The sequence below is a fragment of the Streptomyces sp. NPDC014995 genome, assembly GCF_043080745.1.
Taxonomy (GTDB): Bacteria; Actinomycetota; Actinomycetes; order Streptomycetales; family Streptomycetaceae; genus Streptomyces.
In genome coordinates this window covers 447,523-468,545 of sequence record NZ_JBIBVX010000001.1, presented here as the reverse complement: position 1 = coordinate 468,545, position 21,023 = coordinate 447,523, and the positions used below count along the sequence as shown (strand labels likewise).

Below are 21,023 nucleotides of genomic sequence, written 5' to 3'. Positions count from 1 at the left end.
CGGCGCCGGAAGACCGACACTAGAAGGAAGCGGACAGTCACGATGACGGTTCCCCTGCCGACCGCCACGACGCGGTGGCGCTGCACGCTCTGCGGCAACCTCACCCGGTTCGACGTGACGCGCTCGTCGAAGGTGGTCGAGTACGTCCACCTCGATCTCGCCGGAGAACCGAAGGTCGAGGAGCGCGAGGTGGTCAGTGAGACCATCGAGTCGGTGCGGTGCCGTTGGTGCAACGCCGTGGATCAGGTGGAACTCGTGGACAGGCCGGGCGCCGGCTCCTGACGGGAGCGGGCCCCGTACAGCTAGTGGGGTGTGACGGATGGTGGAGAGCGCAGGCGGGGGGCCGGGCGACGGCGCCGCTGAGGTGCTCGACCGTCCGCTGCCCGACGGTGTGCGCCGCCGGGTCGTCCAGATCGTCTCGGACGGCTTCGGCGGGCTGACCGTCGGGGAACTGCCCGCCCAGTTGCGGCAGTACGCCCGGTTCGCCCCCAATCGGCGGGCCAAGTTCGCGGGCAACGCGATGGCGGCCGCGCTGGAGACGGATCCGCTCTTCCGGCAGCGCATCGGCGAGAAGTTCAGAGAGGTCCAGCCGGAGCTGGCCGGCGCCCTCGACTCCGGCTCGCCGCCCCCGGCCGCGGACCCGCTCGATGTGGCGGCCGCGGCCTACGTGCTGCGGCCCACCGGCTGGGTCAAGCTGGTGACCGCGGCCGGCGAGGAGGCGCAGCGGGCCGATGCCGAGCGCGCCGACGAGGAGAGCCGCGCGGAGCTGGAGCGGCTGCGCGAGCAGCTCTCCCAGGCCCGGGAGCAGACCCGGGCCGAGACCGAACGGCTGCGGGTCGAGCTGGAGGCCGCCAAGAAGGAAGCGGAATCGCTCCACCGCAAGCTGCGTTCGGCGCTCAGCGACGTCAAGCGCGGTGAGGCCGCGCTGCGCAAGGCGCAGGGCGAGATGGAGGCCGTACGCGCCGAGGGGCAGGCGCAGCTGTCCGCCGCCGAGAGCGAGACGCGGCGGCTGAAGGCGCGGCTGGGGGAGGCGGAGGCCGCCCTGGAGGCCGCCCGGCGGGCGGCGCGCGAGGGGCGCAGCGTCGAGGACATGCGGGTGCGGCTGCTGCTGGACACCGTGCTGGACGCGGCCCAGGGGCTGCGCCGCGAACTGGCGTTGCCGCCCGTGTCGGTCCGTCCGGCGGAGACCGTGGACGCGGTCGAACCGGGACGAATGACCCCGAAGGACATCGCGGCGCGGGCCCTGTCCGAGAACGACCCAGCGATTCTGGACCAGTTGCTCGCCCTGCCGCAGGCGCATCTCGTCGTCGACGGCTACAACGTCACCAAGACCGGCTATCCGCAGATGCCGCTCGAGAAGCAGCGGCTGCGGCTGCTCGGGCAGCTCTCGCAGCTCGCCGCGCAGACCGGCGCCGAGGTCACCTGTGTCTTCGACGGGGCCGAACTGGCCGCGCCGGTGCTGCTCGCGCCGCCGCGCGGGGTGCGGGTGCTGTTCTCCAAGGCGGGTGTCACCGCCGACGAGCTGATCCGTCAGCTGGTGCGGGCCGAGCCGCCCGGCCGGCCGGTCATCGTCGCCTCCACCGACCGTGAGGTGGCCGATGGGGTCGCCAGGGCGGGGGCGCGACCTGTCGCTTCTGCGGTGCTCCTCAAGCGACTGACCTGAAGGTCAACGTAAAGGCTCAATGCCCGAATTGGCGGGATCGTCACGCAACGTAGCGTCAACCTCCCCTCACTCGATGTGGGTTGGGCGTAAAGAATGCGTTGCGTCACCGACTTTTTTGGTGCGAGGATTTGAACTGATCACAGGATGGTCACTAGGGTCTGCCATCGAACCTCCGCACGAGTGATCACTCAGAAGAAGGAGCTCGTCCTCCGTGGCGTCCCACCGTCGACCCAAGCAGCCGAGCCGGACACGCGTGACCGTGCTGACCACCGCGGCTGCCGCAGCTGTCGCCCTGAGCTCGCAGGCGGCCAACGCCGCTCCGAGCGAGAAGCTCACCAAGGACGAGGTCAAGGCCAAGGTCGACAAGCTCTACGAAGAAGCGGAGCAGGCCACCGAGAAGTACAACGGGGCCAAGGAGAAGCAGGAGAAGCTCCAGAAGGAGATCTCCACCATCCAGGACAACGTCGCCCGTGGTCAGGAAGAGCTCAACGAGCTGCGCGACGGCATCGGCCTCGCCGCCGCCGCCCAGTACCGCAGCGGCACCATCGACTCCTCCCTCCAGCTCTTCCTGTCGTCGGACCCGGACGACTACCTGGACAAGGCGTCCACCGCCGACCAGCTCAGCGCCCAGCAGGTCGAGGCGCTGAAGAAGATCCAGGAGAAGCAGCGCGAGCTCGCCCAGGACCGCTCCGAGGCCTCCGGCAAGCTCAAGGACCTCGCCTCCACCCGGACCGAGCTGGGCAAGAAGAAGAAGGAAGTCCAGGCCAAGCTGGCCGAGGCGCAGAAGCTCCTCAACTCGCTGACGGCCAAGGAGAAGGCCGCGCTGGCCGCCGCCGACGCCCGAGCCAGCCGGGACGCCGGCGAGCGCGTCGACCTCGGCGACACCGGCTCCGCCTCCGGCCGGGCCGCCGCCGCCTTCTCCGCCGCCCAGTCGAAGCTCGGCTCGCCGTACGTCTACGGCGCCTCCGGCCCGTCCTCCTTCGACTGTTCGGGGCTGACCTCCTGGGCCTACGCCCAGGCCGGCGTCTCCATCCCGCGCACCTCGGAGTCGCAGGCCAACATCGGCACCCGTATCTACTCGGCGAGCCAGCTCCAGGTCGGTGACCTGGTCTTCTTCTTCAACGACCTGCACCACGTCGGGCTCTACGCGGGCAACGGCCAGATCATCCACGCCCCGCGCACCGGCACCGTCGTCCGCTACGAGTCGATGGACACGATCGGCGGACCCTTCATGTGGGGCGTCCGCGTCTGACGGACCGCCCTGAATCAGGACGCGTGCCGCCCGAACGAGCGAATCACAACAACCCACGCTGACCCCACGCCCCGCCCATGACCTGCGTCAGAGAGGCGGGGCGTCACGTTGTGTGAGCACGGAGATCTTTGGTGGGCCCCCCGTCGCGGGGCTACTGTCTGCCGCGTTTCCCCCGGGCCTCGCGCCGCGGGGGGACGGTCTCTGTCCGCCAGTGGAAGGAGCGCGGCTTCCCGTGGGGTCCCATCGCCGCCTTGCACCGCCCGCGTTCGACCGGAGCGCCCTGTGCGCCCTGTCCGTCGCGGCCGCCGCCCTCGGTACCGTGTCCGCCGCCGTACCGGCCCCGGCCGCGCCGCACGACGACACCCGCGCCGCGGTGGACCGCCTCTACGAGCAGGCCGAGAAGGCCACCGAGGCCTTCAACAAGGCCGGGGAGAAGGCCGGCACGCTGCGCCGGCAGGTCGGTGACTCCCAGGACCGGGTGGCCCGCCAGCAGGAGCGCGTCAACGACCTGCGCGAGCAGCTCGGCGCGCGGGCCGGCGCGCAGTACCGTTCCGGCGGCCTCGACCCGTCCCTGGCGCTGCTGTTCTCCGACGACCCGGACGACTACCTGGACAAGGCCTCCGTCCTCAACCGGATCACCACCCATCAGGCCGGGCAGCTGAGGCGGCTTCAGGACGCGCTGCGGGAGCTGGCCCAGGAGCACGCCGAGGCCACCCGCAGGCTCGGCGAGCTGGAGAAGAACCGCAGGTCCGTCGCCCAGCACAAGAGGACCGTCGAGGAGAAGCTCGCCCAGGCGCGGCGGCTGCTCAACTCCCTGCCGTCCGCGGAGCGCGCCGCCTACGACCGGGTCTCCCGCTCCGGCCGCTCCGACCCGTTCGGCCCCGGGGACGCCGTCCCGGCCTCACCCCGCGCGGCCGCCGCCGTGGCCGCCGCCCGCTCGGCACTCGGCAAGCCGTACATGTGGGGCGCCAACGGCCCCTCCGGCTTCGACTGTTCGGGCCTGGTGCAGTGGTCGTACGCGCAGGCCGGCGTCGGCCTTCCGCGGACCTCGCAGGCCCAGGCGCACGCCGGCCGCCGGGTCCCGCTCTCCCAGGCGCGGCCCGGCGACATCGTCACCTACCACTCCGACGCCAGCCATGTCGGCATGTACGTCGGCGGCGGCCAGGTCATCCACGCCCCCTACCCGGGTGCGCCCGTGCGTTACGACCCGGTCGGGATGATGCCGGTGCAGACGGTGACGCGGCCCTGACCGGGCCCCTCACCGACCGCGGGCCGGGTTCCGCTCCGGGCGGGTCGCCGTACGATCGGGAGGATGGCTGGTCGAGGGCGGGCGTGCGGATCCCGGGGCGTGGGGCTGTGGCGGCCGCTCGTCTTCCCGGTGCTCCTGCTCGTCCTCCTGGTGGGATGCGGTGGGCGGCCCGCGACGGACAGCGCGCGGGCCGACGTGCAGCGGGTGCTCGACCGACGGGCCGCCGCGGTGCTGGCCCACGACGAGGACGCCTACGCCGCCACCGGTGACCGCACCGGATACACCCGTCTGCGGGCCGTGCCGCTGGCCGCCTGGTCGTACCGGGTGACCGCCGTGCACCGCAGCGGCGACACCGCCACCGCCGATGCGGAGCTGAGCTACCGCATCGAGGGTTACGACAGGGCCCCGGTGACCGCGGGGCGCACAGTGCGTCTGATCCGTGCCGCGGACGGGCGGTGGACCGTGACCTCCGAGCGGCCCGCGATGAAGGCCGGCGGGCAGTTGTGGGACCGGGGCACGGTGGCCGTCGTCCGGGGCGCGCACAGCCTGGTCCTGGGCGTCGGGCACAGCGGCGCACGGCTGCGGACCTTCGCGGACCTGGCCGACCGCGCGGTCCCGGCGGTCTCCGAGGCGTGGGGGACGGACTGGGCGCGGCACGTCGTCCTGCTCGTACCGGAGTCGCTGGACGGCATGGCGGCGATGCTCGGCTCGCCCGCCTCCTCCTACCGGGGGATCGCCGCGGTCACCACGGGCGAGACGGGCGGTGCGGCCAGGACGCCCGCGGACCGGGTCGTCGTCAACCCGGACGCGTACGGCATGCTCGGCCCGGTCGGGCAGCAGGTCGTGCTCACGCACGAGACCACCCATGTCGCCACCCGCGCCCACACCAACGCCGCCACCCCGCTGTGGCTGTCCGAGGGCTACGCCGACTGGGTCGGTTACCGCGGCACCGGGCGCACCCCCAAGCAGGCCGCCCCCGAACTCGAGCACGCCGTCGTCCAGGGGCAGGTCCCCGCGGAGCTGCCCACCGACGGCGACTTCGGGTTCGCCGGTGACGCGAACCGGCTGGCGCGGGCGTACGAGGGCGGCTGGCTGGCCTGCCGGATGATCGCCGAGCGGTGGGGCGAGGAGCGGCTGGAGGCGTTCTACCGGGCCGTCGGGGAGCACGGGAAGCGGGACGGTGCGGTCGAGGGCGCGATGGAGAGCGTGCTGGGGACGACGGAAGCGGACTTCACCGCCGAGTGGCGGCAGTACCTGCACGACCAGCTGGGCTGATCGGCGCCGGCCTCCCCGTTGCGCCGGTCAGCCGGCCTTCGTCAGCCGGCCTCCGTCAGTCGCGCCGGTCAGCCGGCCTCCGTGAGCCGGCCTCCGTCAGTCGCGCCGGTCAGCCGGCCTCCGTGAGCCGGCCGCGCCGGTCAGCCGGATTCCTCCAGGTGCGTGATCGCCTCGTGCAGCCACGCCCGCTCCTCCTGGCCCGTCGCCCGCGCCACCCGCAGCATGCCCTGCCGGAACAGGTCCCCGGCCTCCTCCGCCCGTACGGGCTCGCCCTCCCGGTAGAAGAAGCTCGACGGGGCCTCGAGGAAGTCCAGGCGGCGGCGCAGCACCGCCGCCTGCTCGTGCCGGTCGGGGAGGTGGCGCAGGAAGGCGAGGAGGGTGTTGAAGCGGACCTGGTCGGTGATCTCGGTCTGCTTCGGGTGGCGCAGCCGCTCCAGCAGGTCCGCGCGGCCGGCGTCCGTCAGCGACAGCACCCGGCGCGGGGCCGCGCTCGCGCCCTCCTCCGTGTGCTGGTCGAGCTTGCCGGCCGCCACCAGGCGGGTGATCGCCGGGTAGAGCGCGCCGTCGCTCACCGGGCGGACGTGCCCGCTCAGCGCCTTGATGCGCTCCTTCAGCTCGTAGCCGTGCAGGGGTTGTTCGGCGAGGAAACCGAGGATCGACAGTTCGAGCATCGGGCGGGCTCCTCCTTGCGGTCACCGTGCGCCCATGTTACCTCTTATCGAGCTACCTCGATTAGAGGTAACTCGATAAGAGGTAGCTCATCAGACGTACCTGGTCCATCGGGGTAGTCCGCCCGGGGGGAGTCATCGCCGTGAACCGAGACCGCGAGCAGCTCATAGCGCTCGCCCGCCCCGTCTACTTCTCCCTCCTCGCCTCCGTCGCCGCCGGGCTCATCAACACCGTCTGGGTGTCCCGGCTCGGCGGTCCCGCGGTCGCCGCCGTCGCGGTGGCCACCAACACCGAGAACGTGCTGCTCGGCGTCGCCCTGGTCTTCGCCTCCGGGACGACCGTGCTGGTCGCCCACGCCCGGGGCGCCCGGGATCCGGGGGCCGTGCGCGCGGCCGTACGGGGTGGCTGGGCGCTGTGCGCGGTGGTGACGCCCGTGGTCGCCGTGGGCGGGTTCCTGCTGCGCGAGCCGCTGGCCCGGCTGGTGCTCGGCGGTGACGACGGCCCCGCACCGTCCCTGGCCGTCGCCTACTTCGCGATCTCGATGCCCGGCATGGCCGTCTTCTTCGCCCAGAACCTCGTCGACGGCATCCTCAAGGGCGCCGGTGACACGAGGACCCCGATGCGGCTCGCCCTGCTCGCCAACGGTCTGATCCTCGCCCTCGACCCGCTCTTCATCCACCTCCACGGCGTCCCGGGCGCCGCCGCCGCCACCGTGCTGTGCCGAAGCGTGGCCCTCGGCGCGGGGCTGGTCGCGCTGCGCCGCAACGCCCTGCTGCGCTCGGCCGCCCGCGCCCCGCGCACCGGGACCTCACCGCGGCGGACGCTGACAACCGGCCTGCCGATGTCCCTCGACTTCACCGTGCGACAGGTCGGCGCGCTCGGGCTGGTCGCCGTCGTGGCGCGGCTCGGGGTGACGGCCGTGGCCGCGTACGCGATCGCGTACAAGGTCCTGTACGTCGCGACGATGGCCTTCTACGCGGTGCGCCAGGCCGCCTCCATCCACACCGCGCACACCCGGGGAGCGGGGAGGGACGAGCGGCGGGAGATCGGGCGGCAGGCGCTGCTCGTGTCCGGGACGGCCGGGCTGGTGGCGGCCCTGCTGCTCGCCGTGACGGCACCCTGGATCATGGCCGCGTTCGGGGCGGGGCCCGCCGTCGCCCACGAGGGCGTGCTGTTCCTGCGCTGCGTCGGGCCCTACCTGCTGCTGATGGCCGGGTTCATCGCGCTCGGCGGGGTCTTCGAGGGCAGCGGGGGAGCGCCGGTGCTGCTGCGGGTGACCGTCCTCGGCACGGCCGTCCAACTGCCGCTCGCCTATGGCCTGTCGGGGCTCGGGCTGCCCGGGGTGTGCCTGGCGCTGGCACTGGCGATGGCGGTGCAGTGCGCGGTGGTGGGCGTGCTGCTGCGGCGGGCGCGGGGAGGGGAGGAGGCCGGGGTGCCGGTGGCGCGCGCGGCCTGACCGGGGAGGGGAGTCGGCCGTCGGCTTCCCTGACGGTCAGCGGGACGCCGGGGTCTCCTCGGTCCGGGCGGTCCGGGCGGTCCGGGTGGCCCGGGTGCGCCGGCCGGTGAGGGGAGCCGGGGAGCCGGGCCGGGGCACCGTCGAGCGCCACAGCCGTACGGCCGCGGTGACCGTGGCCGCCACCAGCAGCCCGTTGCGCAGGAACAGGAGGGCGACGCCGAGGGGGTCGCTCACGACGACGTGCTGGAACCAGACCGGGAACTCCAGCACCGTCACCAGGGACGCCGCCAGCACCAGCGCGGCGGGCGGCCCCATCCGGCTGGCCCGGAAACACAGGCAGACGGCCGCCAGGCCGACCAGCCACACCAGGTACTGCGGGCTGATCACCCGGCTGGTGGTGGTGAACAGCAGGACGGCGGTGAGGGCGCAGTCCGCGAGCGTGTGCGGCGCGAACCGCGTCGCCCGCAGCCGCCACAGCAGCACCCAGCCGAAGGCGGCCGCGGTGAGCCCGAGGGCCGCGTCACTCACCACGTCCACCCCTGGGCCGAGGAACTCCACCGAGCCGTAGTGGAGCAGCGTCCCGCCCTGCCAGCCGAGGTGCCGGGCCACATGGAAGACGAGGGCGCCCAGCGACTCCACCTCGGTACCCCGGTCGCGCTGGAAGGTGAGGAAGGCGAAGGCGCCGGGCATCGCCAGCGCGAACAGAGCGGACAGCGCGCCCACGGTCACCGCCGCCGCGCCCCAGGCCCGCCGTCCCACCGCGCCGGCCAGCAGCAGCGCCGGCCACACCTTCAGCAGGGCGCCGAGGCCCGCCAGCGCTCCCATCAGCCTCGGGTGCCGGGCCCCGGCGAGCAGCGCGGCCACCGCGACCGCGGTCACCATCAGGTCGTAGCGGGCGTAGACCGTGGGGCCGAGCAGGGGGACGCCCACCACCCACACCCACGCGCCCCGCGACGACCTGCCGGGGCGCGGGCCGGCGTTCAGCAGCAGGAGGAGGACGGCCAGGTCGGCGAGGAAGGCCAGGACGAAGAAGGCGGACGCGTAGTCGAGGAAGGGCAGCAGGGCGGGGGAGAGGATCGCGAGGGCGGCGGCGGGCGGGTACTGCCAGGTGACATCGCCCCGCGGGAAGGTCCCGGTGCGCAGGACGTCGTACCAGCCCTGGTAGATGACGGACACGTCGGTGGTGACGTCCGGGCCCGGGAAGACGATCACCTGGAAGACGCAGAGCAGCAGCACGAGCCGGGTCACGCCCCAGGTGGCCGGCAGCCCGGTCGGGCTCGTCGGGGAGGGCCTGCTGTCCATCAAGTCCACTTATGCCCCTGTTCATCCTCTTTTTCAGGGTATGGGGGTCACATGATCTCCCGTCCGGCCGTGCGCGGGCCGGAACACGGCCGGGCACGCCTGTGAACAGGGATTGGATAAGGTCGGCGGCGATGCACAAGACCCTGATCGTGACGAACGACTTCCCGCCCCGTCCCGGCGGCATCCAGGCGTTCCTGCACAACATGGCGCTGCGGCTCGACCCCGAGCGGATCGTCGTCTACGCGTCCACCTGGAAGCGCGGCCGGGAGGGCGCCGAGGCGACGGCCGCCTTCGACGCCGAGCAGCCCTTCACCGTCGTACGCGACCGGACGACGATGCTGCTGCCCACGCCGGGGGCGACCCGGCGGGCCGTCGGGCTGCTGCGGGAGCACGGGTGCACGTCGGTGTGGTTCGGGGCGGCCGCGCCGCTCGGGCTGATGGCGCCCGCGCTGAGGAAGGCCGGCGCCCGGCGGCTGGTGGCCACCACACACGGGCACGAGGCGGGATGGGCGCAGCTGCCCGCCGCCCGGCAGTTGCTGGGGCGGATCGGGGAGTCCACGGACACGATCACCTACCTCGGGGAGTACACGCGCTCGCGGATCGCGACCGCGCTGAGTGCCGGGGCGGCCGGGCGGATGGCGCAGTTGCCGCCGGGTGTCGACGAGAAGACCTTCCATCCGGGCTCCGGCGGTGACGAGGTGCGGGCGCGGCTCGGGCTCACCGACCGGCCGGTGGTGGTGTGCGTCTCGCGGCTCGTGCCGCGCAAGGGGCAGGACACGCTGATCCGGGCCATGCCCCGCATCCTGGCCGCCGAGCCGGACGCCGTGCTGCTGATCGTGGGCGGCGGGCCGTACGAGCGGGACCTGCGGCGGCTGGCGGGGGAGACGGGGGTCGCGGGCTCCGTGCGTTTCACCGGGTCGGTGCCCTGGTCGGAGCTGCCCGCCCACTACGGCGCCGGGGACGTCTTCGCGATGCCGTGCCGCACCCGCCGGGGCGGACTCGACGTCGAGGGGCTCGGGATCGTCTACCTGGAGGCCTCCGCGACCGGGCTGCCCGTCGTCGCCGGCGACTCCGGCGGTGCCCCCGACGCCGTGCTCGACGGCGAGACCGGCTGGGTCGTGCGGGGCGGTTCCCCGCAGGAGGCCGCCGAGCGGATCGTCGCCCTCCTCGGCGACGCCGAGCTGCGCCACCGGATGGGGGAGCGGGGACGGCAGTGGGTGGAGGAGAAGTGGCGCTGGGACCTGCTGGCGGAGCGCTTGAAGGAGCTGCTGTAGGCGCCTGCCGCGGTGGCGCCCTGCGGGGCGGTGCCGATGGGGCGCGGGGAACCGCGCCACAAGCCACCGGCGACCCGCAGCCGCGCGGGACGACCAGCGCGGGACGACCACCCGGCACGCCGGACGGCGCCCCGGTTCGGCGTAGCCCTTGGCGGAACCGGAAAATCCGCCCATGCTGCGGCACATGACACCAAAACTGATGCAGCATCAGCTGACGAGACGTCAAATACTCGGTATGGCCGCCCTCCAGACGGCGGCCACCCTCGGCTTCACCCGCGTCGGACTCACCTCCGCCCACGCCGCCGAGCCCGACGCGGTCGACTCCGCCCCCGCCATCGTCGTCGGTTCCGGCTACGGCGGTGCCGTCGCCGCCCTGCGCCTCGGCCAGGCCGGCATCCGCACCCTCGTCCTGGAGATGGGCCGGCTGTGGAACACGGCCGGCTCCGACGGCAAGGTCTTCTGCTCCACCAGGACCCCCGACCGGCGCTCCATGTGGTTCCGCACCCGCACCGAGGCGCCGCTGGCCACCTTCCTGTGGCTGGACGTCGTCAACAAGGACATCAGCCCCTACCCCGGCGTCCTGGACCGCGTGCACTTCGCGGACATGTCCGTGTACGTCGGGCGCGGGGTGGGCGGCGGCTCCCTCGTCAACGGCGGGATGGCGGTCACCCCGCTCCCGTCCTACTTCGCCGAGCAGTTCCCGACCGTCGACGTCACCGAGATGTACGCCACGTACTTCCCGCGCGCCCGCTCGATGCTCGGCGTCAACACCGTCGACCCCGCCTGGTTCGAGTCGACGGAGTGGTACCGCTTCTCGCGGGTCTCCCGCGCCCACGCGCACAACGCCGGCCTGAAGACCACCTTCGTCCCCAACGTCTACGACTTCGGCCACATGCAGCGCGAGGCGGCCGGCACGGCGACGAGGTCGGCGCTCGCCGGCGAGGTCATCTACGGCAACAACCACGGCAAGCGCACGCTCGACAAGACGTACCTCGCCTCCGCGCTCGGCACGGGCAACGTCACCGTCCACACCCTGGAGAAGGTGCGCGCGATCGCCCGGGCCGCCGACGGCACGTACGTCCTGACCGCCGACCGCATCGACGTCACCGGGAAGGTCGTCGAGACCAAGCAGTACGGCTGCACCTACCTCTTCCTCGGCGGCGGCAGCGTCGGCACCAGCGAACTCCTCGTCCGCGCCCGGGAGACGGGCACCCTGCCCGCGCTGGACGCGAGCGTCGGGGCCGGCTGGGGGACCAACGGCAACGTGATGCTCGGGCGGGCCAACCACCTGTGGGACACCGTCGGCGCCAACCAGTCGACCATGCCGGTCATGGGCATCGACGACTGGGCCAACACCGCCAACCCCGTCTTCGCGGAGATCGCCCCGCTGCCCACGGGACTGGAGCACTGGGTCAGCCTCTATCTGGCGATCACCAAGAACCCGCAGCGGGCGTCGTTCACGTACGACAGCGCCACGGGCGGGGTGAAGCTCGGCTGGACGGCCGCGCACAGCGCCGTCTCCGTCGCCATGGCCAAGAAGCTGTTCGACCGGATCAACTCGGCGAACGCGACGATCTACCGGTACGACCTGTTCGGCTCCTCCAACAAGGTCTTCGCCGACGACTTCACGTACCACCCGCTCGGCGGCTGCGTACTGGGGAAGGCGACGGACGACTACGGCCGGGTGAAGGGGTATCCGAGGCTGTACGTCACCGACGGCTCCCTCGTGCCCGGGTCGATCGGGGTGAACCCGTTCGTCACCATCACCGCGCTCGCCGAACGCACGATGGCGCGGGTCATCGCCGAGGACACCGCGCCATGAGACCCCGTCAGGAGGCCCGAACCGTCCGCTACTTCGCGTAGATCGCCTCGATCTCGGCCGCGTAGTCCCTCGCCACGACGTTGCGCTTGAGCTTCAGCGACGGGGTGAGATGGCCCGAGTCCTCCGTGAACTGGGAGGAGAGAATGCGGAACTTCCGCACCGATTCCGCCTTCGACACCGCGGCGTTGCCGTCGTCGATCGCCGCCTGGATCGCCGCCAGCAGATCCGGGTCCTCGCACAGCGACGCCGCGGTGGAGCCGGCCGGCTTGCCGTGATCGGCCGCCCAACGGCCCAGGAAGTCCTCGTCGATGGTGACCAGCGCGCCCACGAACGGCCGCCCGTCGCCCACCACCATGCACTCCGCGACCAGGGCGTGCGCGCGGATGCGGTCCTCGATCACGGCCGGGGCGACGTTCTTGCCGCCCGCGGTGACGATGATCTCCTTCTTGCGGCCGGTGATCCTCAGGTAGCCGTCCTCGTCGAGGGTGCCGATGTCACCGGTGTGGAACCAGCCGTCGGCCAGCGCCTCGGCGGTCGCGCCGGGGTTGTTCCAGTACTCCTTGAACAGGTGCTCGCCGTGCAGCAGCACCTCCCCGTCGTCCGCGATCCGGACCACCGAGCCCGGCAGCGGCTGACCGACCGTGCCGATCTTCTGCCGGTCCCAGGGGTTGAAGGCGGTCGCCGCGCAGGACTCCGTCAGGCCGTAGCCCTCCAGGACGGTGAAGCCGATGCCGCGGAAGAAGTGGCCCAGGCGCTCGCCCAGCGGGGCGCCGCCGGAGATCGCGTACTCGCCACGGCCGCCCAGCACCGCGCGCAGCTTGCTGTAGACCAGCCTGTCGAAGACCTTGTGCTTGATCCGCAGCCCGATCGACGGGCCCGACGGGGTGTCCAGCGCCTTGCTGTACGCGATCGCGGTGTCCGCCGCCTTGTCGAAGATCGCGCCCTTGCCGTCCGCCTGCGCCTTGGCGCGCGCCGAGTTGTAGACCTTCTCGAAGACGCGCGGCACGCCCAGGATCAGCGTCGGCCGGAAGGAGGCCAGCTCGTCGGTGAGGTTCTTGATGTCCGCGACCGTGCCCAGCTTGATCGGCGCCACCATCGGGGCGATCTGCACCATGCGGCCGAAGACGTGCGCGAGGGGCAGGAAGAGCAGGACGCTGCACTCGCCGGTGCGGAAGAGGGGCCGCAGGCGCTCCACCACGTTCCCGCACTCGGCGAAGAAGCTGCGGTGGGTCAGGACACAGCCCTTGGGCCGGCCGGTCGTACCGGAGGTGTAGACGATGGTCGCCGGGTCGTCGGCCTTCGCCTGCGAGCTGCGCTCCTCGACGGTCTGGTCCGAGACGTCCTGGCCGAGCCGCCCGAGCTCCTCGACGCCGCCGGCCTCGATCTGCCAGACGTGTTTCAGGGCGGGCAGGGTGTCGCGCACCGACTCGACGGCGGCGGCGTGGGTGTCCAGCTCGACGACGCAGGCGGTCGCGCCCGAGTCGGAGAGGATCCACTGCACCTGCTCCGGCGAGCTGGTCTCGTACACCGGCACGGTGACGGCGCCCGCGCACCAGATCGCGAAGTCGAGCAGCGTCCACTCGTAGCGGGTGCGCGACATCAGGCCGACGCGGTCGCCCGGCTGGACACCGGAGGCGATGAGGCCCTTGGCGGCGGCGTGCACCTCGGCCAGGAAGGCCGTGGCGGTCACGTCCTGCCAGGCGCCCGCCACCTTGCGGGCGATGACGGCGACGTCCGGGTGCTGCGCGGCGTTTCTGCGGACGATGTCGGTCAGATTGCCGTCCGCGGGGACCTCGTACAAAGCCGGAAGGCTGAACTCGCGCAAGACTGCTGCTCCTCATAGGGCGCCGGCGCCACGACGTTGTGTGATGCGACGGTGCGGTCCACGGCTCGGGCGGGTGCTCGGGTTCACCGACGGGTTGCGGCCCCGCTGGTTGAAAACCTGAGCACGTCTGGACTGCCCGGACGTTACCCGCCGGTATGGCTTCTTCGACAGGGGGTCCCGGCGAGATGTTCGCTGCGTCACACAGATTGCTTTTCCTGACGCACAGTAGTTCATCGGCTTGTTGACTGGCCAGTAACCGCAGGCCCGGCCGGCACTGTTCACGTATGCGGCACAGGCTTACCCTTGATCGCCATGGCATCCACACCGTCCGGTAACCACAGGACACGTATTCACGTGGTCAGCGACGTGCACGGCAACGCGCGCGACCTGGCCCGGGCCGGCGAGGGCGCGGACGCCCTGATCTGCCTGGGGGACCTCGTCCTCTTCCTCGACTACGCCGACCACTCCCGCGGCATCTTCCCCGACCTCTTCGGTGTGGAGAACGCGGACCGGATCGTGGAACTGCGCACCGCCCGCCGCTTCGAGGAGGCCCGGGAACTCGGCGCGCGGCTGTGGGCGGGGATCGGCGACGAACGGGCGACGGTGATCGAGCAGGCGGTGCGCAAGCAGTACGCCGAGATGTTCGCGGCGTTCCCGACGCCGACGTACGCGACCTACGGCAATGTCGACATGCCGCCACTGTGGCCGGAGTTCGCCGGCCCCGGCACCACCGTGCTGGACGGGGAGCGGGTGGAGATCGGCGGACGGGTCTTCGGCTTCGTGGGCGGGGGCCTGCGCACCCCGATGCGCACGCCGTACGAGATCAGCGACGAGGAGTACGCGGCGAAGATCGAGGCCGTGGGCGAGGTGGACGTGCTGTGCACGCACATCCCGCCCGAGGTGCCGGAGCTCGTCTACGACACCGTCGCGCGCCGCTTCGAGCGGGGCAGCCGGGCGCTGCTGGACGCGATTCGCCGCACCCGGCCCCGCTACTCGCTCTTCGGCCACGTCCACCAGCCGCTGGCGCGGCGGATGCGGATCGGGGCGACCGAGTGCGTGAACGTGGGGCACTTCGCGGGCACGGGGCGGCCGTGGGCGCTGGAGTGGTGAGGGCCGGCGGCCGACACGGGTGAAGTCGGCTGGTCGGGCGCGCGGTAGCCTTCACGCTGCACACACGTGCGCACACGCTGGCGCACGGTGACCTCTCTTTACCGGCCCGCATCTGGAGGAGCCACGGCGATGGCGGAACACACCAGCTCGAGCATCAAGATCGAGGCGGCACCGGCCGACGTGATGGCGGTCATCGCCGACTTCGCCCGCTACCCGGACTGGACCGGCGAGGTGAAGGAGGCGGAGGTCCTCGAGACCGACCAGGCCGGCCGCGCCGAGCAGGTACGGCTCGTCATGGACGCGGGCGCCATCAAGGACGACCAGACGCTGGCGTACACCTGGAGCGGGGAGCACGAGGTGTCCTGGACGCTGGTGAAGTCCCAGATGCTGCGGTCGCTGGACGGCTCCTACCTCCTGAAGCCGGCGGGCGCCGGTGCCACCGAGGTCACCTACCAGCTGACGGTGGACGTCAAGATCCCGATGCTCGGCATGATCAAGCGCAAGGCCGAGAAGGTCATCATCGACCGGGCGCTGGCGGGGCTGAAGAAGCGGGTGGAGTCGGGACAGTAGTCCGGCACCCGGAGCCGGAGTCGGCGCCGCAGCCGGAGTCGGCGCGGGCCTGGGGGCGCCACCCCCGGAACCCCGCTTCGGCCTTGAACGGGCTTCGGCCCCGAGCGCCGGACGGGCCGGCGATCCGGACCGGCGAACAGGGCGGTCACCCGAAGTTCCGTTACCGTTCACCCTCATGCGCACCCTCCTGATCACCGGCCCCGGCGGCAGCGGCCGTACGACCATCGCCGCGGCCACCGCCCTCGGGGCAGCCGGCGCCGGCGTCGAGACCCTCGTGCTCAGCGCCGACCGCGCCGACACCCTGGGGGCCGCGCTGGGTGTGCGGACCGGCGCCGCCCCGACCCGGGTCACCCCGCACCTCACGGCCTGGCGCCCCGACGCCACCGCCGGTTTCCGCGACGACCTCGCCGGCTTCCAGGACCGCGCCTCCACCGTCCTCGACCTGCTCGGCGCCTCCCGGCTGGACCCGGAGGAGGTCACCCCGCTGCCCGGCGCGGAGGAACTGACCCTGCTGCGCGCGCTGCGGGACGCCGCCCTCGCCGAGACCCACGACCTCCTCGTCGTCGACCTGCCGCCCACCCCGCAGGCCCTCGCCCTCCTCGCCCTGCCGGAGGAACTCCGCCGCTACCTGCGCCGTCTCCTCCCCCCGGAGCGGCAGGCCGCCCGCGCCCTGCGCCCCGTCCTCGGACGCCTCGCCGGCGTCCCCATGCCCGCCGAGTGGCTGTACGAGACGACCGCCCGCTGGGACGTGGAGCTGGCCGCCGTGGAGGCCGTCCTCGGCGACCGGCAGACCGCCGTACGCCTCGTGGCCGAGCCGGGACCGGCCGGTGACGACGCCGTACGCGACGCCCGTCTCGGCCTCGCCCTGCGCCGCCTGCCCGTCGAGTCCCTGGTCGCCAACCGCGTCCTGCCGGAGGAGGCCGCCGACGGCGGTCCGCTCTCCGGGCTCGTGGCCCAGCAGCGGAAGTTCCTGGGGGAGTGGGGCGACGTACCCACCGTCGCCCACCTCGGCCGCGACCCCCGTGGCGACGACGACCTCGCCGCGCTCGCCGTCCCCGGCGTCAACCCGGCGGCCTCCCCCATCGAGTGGCCCGTGGCCGACCGGCTGGCCGACGACGGCGTGCTCGTCTGGCACCTCCCCCTGCCCGGCGCCATACGCGACGACCTCGACCTGATCCGGCGCGGCGACGAACTCGTCGTCACCGCCGGACCGTTCCGCCGGATCGTCCCGCTGCCCTCCGCCCTGCGCCGCTGCACCGTGGACGGCGCCGCCCTGCGCGACGGCGAGCTGCGCGTCCGGTTCGCCCCGGATCCCGCGCTGTGGCCGCGGACACGATGAACGACGTACCCCCGTTCGGGTAACGTCGTAGAGACGAACCGTAGTCAGGAGTCCGTCATGAGCGAAGAGCTCCCCCCGTCCGACGCCGGTGAGCACGAGGCTGTCGTCGAGGAGCCGCGCGCCAGCGACGCCGACGCCTGGGCCACCGCCTGCGCCGAGGACCTGGAGGCCGAGAAGGCCCGCCGACGCGACCGGCACGGCCCGCCGCCGGGCTCCGCCGCCGAGGAGCTGCGCAAGCTCGTCGACAGCGTCGCCGACAAACTCTCCGGCCTGCAGTCCCCGCTGCTCGGGGCGGTCGCCGGGCCCGCCGCCCAGCAGGTGGTGCGCCAGGTCGTCGAGCAGGCCAAGGCCGCCGTCGAACCCGTCATCGAACGCAACCCGGACGTCTTCGACCACCTGGCCGCGGCCGGCAACGAACTGCTCGCCGCGTACCGCTCCGCCGTCCAGCAGCAGGAGCGGCGCTGGACGGCCCGCACCACCGACCTGCGCGAGGACCCGGACGAGGGCGACGAGGGCACCGGCCCCGGCCAACGCATCGACCTGGACTGACGGACTCCCTCACCCTCGGCCGCGCGGGGCCGCCGGCCTCCGTCGGGCCCGCCTGCCCACCGGGCGGACGACGGGCCTCTGACGGCAGGGCCTCGGGTACGGTTGGCCGTAGCGGGGCTCGACCGAAACTGAGGGATTCATGGGACTCACCATCGGCGTCGACATCGGCGGCACGAAGATCGCGGCCGGCGTGGTCGACGAGGAAGGCAACATCCTCTCGACCTTCAAGGTGCCGACCCCCACCACGCCCGAGGCCATCGTGGACGCCATCGCCTCGGCGGTGGAGGGCGCGCGTGCCGGGCACGACATCGTGGGTGTGGGCATCGGCGCCGCCGGCTACGTCAACCGTCAGCGCTCGACGGTCTACTTCGCGCCCAACATCGACTGGCGCAACGAGCCGCTGAAGGAGAAGGTCGAGGGCCGCGTGGGCCTCCCGGTCGTCGTGGAGAACGACGCCAACGCCGCGGCCTGGGGCGAGTACAAGTTCGGTGCCGGCAAGGGCCACCGCAACGTCATCTGCATCACGCTCGGCACCGGCCTCGGCGGCGGCATCATCATCGGCAACAAGCTGCGCCGCGGCCACTTCGGCGTGGCCGCCGAGTTCGGCCACATCCGCATGGTCCCGGACGGCCTGCTGTGCGGCTGCGGCTCGCAGGGCTGCTGGGAGCAGTACGCCTCCGGCCGCGCCCTCGTCCGGTACGCCAGGCAGCGCGCCAACGCCACCCCCGAGCGCGCCGAGCTGCTGCTGTCGCTCGGTGACGGCACCCCCGACGGCATCGAGGGCAAGCACATCTCCATGGCCGCCCGCCAGGGCGACCCGGTCGCGGTCGACTCCTACCGCGAGCTCGCCCGCTGGGCCGGCGCCGGTCTCGCCGACCTCGCCTCCCTCTTCGACCCCTCCGCCTTCATCGTCGGCGGCGGCCTCTCCGACGAGGGCGACCTGGTCCTCGACCCGATCCGCAAGTCCTACAAGCGCTGGCTGGTCGGCGGCAACTGGCGCCCGGTCGCCGACGTGATCGCCGCCCAGCTCGGCAACAAGGCGGGTCTGGTCGGCGCGGCGGACCTGGCCCGGGAGCCCGACCCGATCATGTAGGGCTCGCTGTTCGAAGTGCGCCGGTTGCCCGTGCCCCGGAAGGGGCGCGGGCAACCGGCGCGGGCAGCCACCGTGAACCCGCGGGCGCAAACGGACAAATACCCCGGGCTCTTGGGCGTACATTGATCCACATGGCGCTGCTCCCCAACTCCCGTACCGAACCGGACGGTTCCGCGGTCATCAGGGTCCTGAGCTACAACATCCGCTCACTGCGCGACGACACGTCCGCCCTCGCCCGCGTCATCAGGTCCTGCGCCCCCGACCTGGTGCTCGTCCAGGAAGCTCCCCGTTTCTTCCGCTGGCGCAAGAAACTCGCCCGCCTCGCCCGGGCCGCCGACCTGGTCGTCCTCTCCGGCGGCGGCACCGCGGCGGGCCCGGCGCTGCTCTGCTCCCTCAGGGCGACCGTCGAGCGCACCGAGGACGTCCTGCTCCCCCTCACCCCGGGGCAGCACCGCCGCGGCTTCGCGACAGCGGTCGTCCGCTTCGCCGACACCCGCCTCGGTGTCCTCAGCTGCCATCTCGGCCTGACCGGGGACGAGCGGTACGAGCAGGGCGGCATGCTCCTCGACCGGCTGGCCGGGATGGGGGTGGAGCACGCCGTGGCGGGCGGCGACATCAACGAGGGGCCCGCCGGACCCGCCTTCACCCGTCTCGCCGACGATCTCCAGGACTGCCACGCGGTCGCGCCCTGGGGCACCGAATACACCTTCCCGGCCGCCGACCCCGACCGCCGTATCGACGCGATCTTCGCGACCAAGGGCGTCGAGGTGCTCGGCTGCGGGGTGCCTCCGCCACTCCCGGCTCCGCTCGAACCGGGGGACCCCCGTGGGCTCCCCGGAATCTCCCGGGCAGACCTGAGGGCGGCCACCGACCATCTCCCGGTCCTCGCCGCCCTCAGAATCCGGTCTTCCCGGGCCGTGGCCTAGACGACCGCTCCCCGCCCCGGATCCGGGTCGTCCTCGTCGTCCGGCCGCATCCGCATCACCAGCGTGGCGAAGCCGCCGAGGAAGCCGCCGATGCCGGCCGTCGCCAGCCACCACGTCATGTCCCAGCCGAGCAGGACCGACAGCAGGAGCAGGAGAGGGCCGCCGATCACCCCGAGCCAGGCGAACTTGGCCGTCGTGTCGGCGGCCGGCAGGGGCGGCGGCTCGGGCGGTACGAAGTGGCCCTCGTCGTCCTCGTCGAAGTCCGCCTCGGACGGCTCGGGAGGCGTGTGGTCGCGCGGGCCGACACCGGGCGCGAAGGAGACGGAGCTGCCCAGCGGTTTGGCCGGCTTCCTGTCGTCGCCGGGCTCCTCACCGGAGCCGGAGCCAGAGCCGGAGCCGGATCCGGCTCCGGGGCCCGCGCCCGGGACAGCGCCGGGTCCGGTCCCGGACCCGTCCTCGTTCGGCTCCGCCTCGAGCAGCGCGAGGTCCTCGACCGACTTGAACGGCTTGGCGCCCGGCGGATCGGCCGGCTCCTCGCCGTACCCCGCGACGATCGCCGCCCACGCGGCCTCCTCGTCGAAGGGCACGCTCTGCCCCTCCGGCTCCGGGTCGCGACCGCCCTCGATGCCGCCTTCGCGGTGCTCGCGGTCGTCGCGGTGATCGCGGTCCTCAAGGCCCTCGCGATCCTCCCGGCCTTCGCGGTCCTCGCGGTCCTCGCGGTCGGAGTCGTGCTCAGCCACCTGCCGTCGTCCCTTCCTTGCCGACACTGGGTGCGAGCCGGCCGATGAACGCGAGACTCTCTTCGAAGATCCGGTCCGCGTCGTGGTCCAACGTCGCCACGTGGTAACTCTGTTCCAGCAGAATCTCGGTCACGTCCGTCGACGACACCCGGCTCAGGATCCGGGCCGAGTCGGCGGCCGGCACGACATGGTCGCGCACACTGCGCAGGAGCAGCAGCGGCTGGGTGACCTGCGGCAGATCGCCGTCGACCAGCCGCAGGCAGGTCCGCAGGGAGTGCGCCGCGTGCAGCGGCACCCGGTCGTACCCGCTCTCCAGGACGCCCTCCTTGGCGATGTCGCTCCTGATCCCCTTCGTCGTCCGCACGAGATGGCGGGCCGTGGGCAGGGCGTACGCGGACAGGCCGTGCACCTTGTTCGCCGGGTTGACGACCATGACGCCCTCGACCCCCTCGCCGTGCTTCGCGGCGAGCCGCAGTGCCAGGGCGCCGCCCATCGACAGACCGGCCACGAAGATCCGCGCGCAGCGCTCGCGCAGGATGCGCAGCTCGCGGTCGACCTGCGCGTACCAGTCGGGCCAGCCGGTGAGCGCCATGTCCTCCCAGCGCGTGCCGTGCCCCGGCAGCAGCGGCAGGGCGACGGTCAGACCGTGCCCGGCCAGATACCGGGCCCAGGGGCGCAGTGACTGCGGGGAGCCGGTGAAGCCGTGACAGAGGAGGACCCCGACCTCACCGCCCTCGTGGCGGTACGGCTCGGCTCCAGGAAGGACCGGCACCTTCGGTCTCCTGTCTTCGTCTGGTCTTCGTGGGAGGGACGTGTGGTTCACCGTACGCGACCGCACTGACACCGACCAGGGTCGTCGGAGCCTTTGGCGCCGCGCCGGGTTAAGGTCTGATCGACAGATAACAGGAG

19 protein-coding genes are annotated in these 21,023 nt (G+C 72.7%); 14 read left to right on the top strand and 5 right to left on the bottom strand.

Annotated features, from left to right (window positions below; all coding sequences use genetic code 11):
* Positions 1–42 precede the first annotated feature (42 nt).
* From ACF1A1_RS02125 to ACF1A1_RS02105, 5 genes are all read left to right on the top strand, one after another.
* Positions 43–282, top strand: coding sequence for a hypothetical protein (locus ACF1A1_RS02125; RefSeq protein ID WP_055541554.1), 240 nt, complete (start codon positions 43–45; stop codon positions 280–282).
* Positions 283–319: 37 nt separating this feature from the next.
* A complete protein-coding gene (locus tag ACF1A1_RS02120) occupies positions 320–1,663 on the top strand; it encodes an NYN domain-containing protein (protein ID WP_391644472.1) in 1,344 nt (447 codons plus the stop codon).
* Between the two features lie 211 nt (positions 1,664–1,874).
* Positions 1,875–2,915: an NlpC/P60 family protein gene (locus ACF1A1_RS02115; protein WP_391644470.1), complete on the top strand. Its 1,041-nt coding sequence runs from the start codon at positions 1,875–1,877 to the stop codon at positions 2,913–2,915.
* Positions 2,916–3,147: 232 nt separating this feature from the next.
* A complete protein-coding gene (locus tag ACF1A1_RS02110; protein ID WP_391644468.1) occupies positions 3,148–4,164 on the top strand; it encodes an NlpC/P60 family protein in 1,017 nt (338 codons plus the stop codon).
* Positions 4,165–4,227: 63 nt separating this feature from the next.
* Positions 4,228–5,439, top strand: coding sequence for a hypothetical protein (locus ACF1A1_RS02105; protein WP_391644466.1), 1,212 nt, complete (start codon positions 4,228–4,230; stop codon positions 5,437–5,439).
* A gap of 140 nt (positions 5,440–5,579) precedes the next feature.
* On the opposite strand, the gene ACF1A1_RS02100 is transcribed toward ACF1A1_RS02105, so the two are convergent.
* A complete protein-coding gene (locus ACF1A1_RS02100) occupies positions 5,580–6,110 on the bottom strand; it encodes a PadR family transcriptional regulator (RefSeq protein WP_391644464.1) in 531 nt (176 codons plus the stop codon).
* Positions 6,111–6,250: 140 nt separating this feature from the next.
* On the opposite strand from ACF1A1_RS02100, the gene ACF1A1_RS02095 reads away from it, so the two are divergent.
* The gene (locus tag ACF1A1_RS02095; protein WP_391644462.1) at positions 6,251–7,564 is read left to right on the top strand and encodes an MATE family efflux transporter; all 1,314 of its coding nucleotides are present in this window, start codon (positions 6,251–6,253) and stop codon (positions 7,562–7,564) included.
* 36 nt (positions 7,565–7,600) lie between these two features.
* On the opposite strand, the gene ACF1A1_RS02090 is transcribed toward ACF1A1_RS02095, so the two are convergent.
* A complete protein-coding gene (locus ACF1A1_RS02090) occupies positions 7,601–8,866 on the bottom strand; it encodes a glycosyltransferase 87 family protein (protein ID WP_391644460.1) in 1,266 nt (421 codons plus the stop codon).
* Between the two features lie 131 nt (positions 8,867–8,997).
* On the opposite strand from ACF1A1_RS02090, the gene ACF1A1_RS02085 reads away from it, so the two are divergent.
* Complete coding sequence (locus ACF1A1_RS02085; RefSeq protein ID WP_391644458.1) at positions 8,998–10,140, top strand: glycosyltransferase family 4 protein; 1,143 nt, start codon at positions 8,998–9,000, stop codon at positions 10,138–10,140.
* Positions 10,141–10,375: 235 nt separating this feature from the next.
* Positions 10,376–11,962 (top strand): GMC oxidoreductase, encoded by a 1,587-nt coding sequence (locus ACF1A1_RS02080; RefSeq protein WP_391644456.1) that lies wholly within the window; start codon positions 10,376–10,378, stop codon positions 11,960–11,962.
* A gap of 28 nt (positions 11,963–11,990) precedes the next feature.
* Here ACF1A1_RS02080 and ACF1A1_RS02075 read toward each other — a convergent pair whose 3' ends face one another.
* Complete coding sequence (locus tag ACF1A1_RS02075) at positions 11,991–13,787, bottom strand: AMP-dependent synthetase/ligase (protein ID WP_391644454.1); 1,797 nt, start codon at positions 13,785–13,787, stop codon at positions 11,991–11,993.
* A gap of 354 nt (positions 13,788–14,141) precedes the next feature.
* On the opposite strand from ACF1A1_RS02075, the gene ACF1A1_RS02070 reads away from it, so the two are divergent.
* The 6 genes from ACF1A1_RS02070 (at position 14,142) to ACF1A1_RS02045 (ending at position 19,374) form a co-directional block, all read left to right on the top strand.
* Complete coding sequence (locus ACF1A1_RS02070; protein WP_391645306.1) at positions 14,142–14,897, top strand: metallophosphoesterase; 756 nt, start codon at positions 14,142–14,144, stop codon at positions 14,895–14,897.
* Between the two features lie 129 nt (positions 14,898–15,026).
* Entirely contained in the window at positions 15,027–15,467 is a 441-nt protein-coding gene (locus ACF1A1_RS02065; RefSeq protein ID WP_391644452.1) for an SRPBCC family protein, read from the top strand.
* Between the two features lie 175 nt (positions 15,468–15,642).
* Positions 15,643–16,806: an ArsA family ATPase gene (locus ACF1A1_RS02060; RefSeq protein WP_391644450.1), complete on the top strand. Its 1,164-nt coding sequence runs from the start codon at positions 15,643–15,645 to the stop codon at positions 16,804–16,806.
* A gap of 57 nt (positions 16,807–16,863) precedes the next feature.
* On the top strand, positions 16,864–17,355 hold the full coding sequence (locus ACF1A1_RS02055) for a DUF5304 domain-containing protein (RefSeq protein ID WP_391644448.1): 492 nt from the start codon (positions 16,864–16,866) through the stop codon (positions 17,353–17,355).
* Between the two features lie 139 nt (positions 17,356–17,494).
* Positions 17,495–18,448 carry an ROK family glucokinase gene (locus ACF1A1_RS02050; RefSeq protein ID WP_391644446.1) on the top strand — a complete coding sequence of 318 codons (954 nt, stop codon included), beginning with the start codon at positions 17,495–17,497 and terminating at the stop codon, positions 18,446–18,448.
* Between the two features lie 131 nt (positions 18,449–18,579).
* Positions 18,580–19,374, top strand: a complete 795-nt coding sequence (locus tag ACF1A1_RS02045; RefSeq protein WP_391644444.1) for an endonuclease/exonuclease/phosphatase family protein — start codon at positions 18,580–18,582, stop codon at positions 19,372–19,374.
* Here the strand turns inward: ACF1A1_RS02045 and ACF1A1_RS02040 are convergent.
* Positions 19,371–20,114, bottom strand: a complete 744-nt coding sequence (locus tag ACF1A1_RS02040) for a hypothetical protein (RefSeq protein WP_391644442.1) — start codon at positions 20,112–20,114, stop codon at positions 19,371–19,373. The two genes, ACF1A1_RS02045 and ACF1A1_RS02040, sit on opposite strands and share 4 nt — an antisense overlap.
* Positions 20,107–20,886: an alpha/beta hydrolase gene (locus tag ACF1A1_RS02035; RefSeq protein ID WP_391644440.1), complete on the bottom strand. Its 780-nt coding sequence runs from the start codon at positions 20,884–20,886 to the stop codon at positions 20,107–20,109. The genes ACF1A1_RS02040 and ACF1A1_RS02035 overlap by 8 nt, the downstream gene beginning before the upstream one ends.
* Positions 20,887–21,023 lie beyond the last annotated feature (137 nt).

What these genes read in the sequence shown, in the direction of transcription:
- ACF1A1_RS02105 (WP_391644466.1), top strand. Translation starts at nt 4,228, where the DNA reads ATGGCTGGTCGAGGGCGGGCGTGCGGATCCCGGGGCGTGGGGCTGTGG.
- ACF1A1_RS02050 (WP_391644446.1), top strand. Translation starts at nt 17,495, where the DNA reads ATGGGACTCACCATCGGCGTCGACATCGGCGGCACGAAGATCGCGGCC.
- ACF1A1_RS02085 (WP_391644458.1), top strand. Translation starts at nt 8,998, where the DNA reads ATGCACAAGACCCTGATCGTGACGAACGACTTCCCGCCCCGTCCCGGC.
- ACF1A1_RS02080 (WP_391644456.1), top strand. Translation starts at nt 10,376, where the DNA reads ATGGCCGCCCTCCAGACGGCGGCCACCCTCGGCTTCACCCGCGTCGGA.
- ACF1A1_RS02065 (WP_391644452.1), top strand. Translation starts at nt 15,027, where the DNA reads ATGGCGGAACACACCAGCTCGAGCATCAAGATCGAGGCGGCACCGGCC.
- ACF1A1_RS02100 (WP_391644464.1), bottom strand. Translation starts at nt 6,110, where the DNA reads ATGCTCGAACTGTCGATCCTCGGTTTCCTCGCCGAACAACCCCTGCAC.
- ACF1A1_RS02055 (WP_391644448.1), top strand. Translation starts at nt 16,864, where the DNA reads ATGAGCGAAGAGCTCCCCCCGTCCGACGCCGGTGAGCACGAGGCTGTC.
- ACF1A1_RS02090 (WP_391644460.1), bottom strand. Translation starts at nt 8,866, where the DNA reads ATGGACAGCAGGCCCTCCCCGACGAGCCCGACCGGGCTGCCGGCCACC.
- ACF1A1_RS02045 (WP_391644444.1), top strand. Translation starts at nt 18,580, where the DNA reads ATGGCGCTGCTCCCCAACTCCCGTACCGAACCGGACGGTTCCGCGGTC.
- ACF1A1_RS02060 (WP_391644450.1), top strand. Translation starts at nt 15,643, where the DNA reads ATGCGCACCCTCCTGATCACCGGCCCCGGCGGCAGCGGCCGTACGACC.
- ACF1A1_RS02120 (WP_391644472.1), top strand. Translation starts at nt 320, where the DNA reads ATGGTGGAGAGCGCAGGCGGGGGGCCGGGCGACGGCGCCGCTGAGGTG.
- ACF1A1_RS02125 (WP_055541554.1), top strand. Translation starts at nt 43, where the DNA reads ATGACGGTTCCCCTGCCGACCGCCACGACGCGGTGGCGCTGCACGCTC.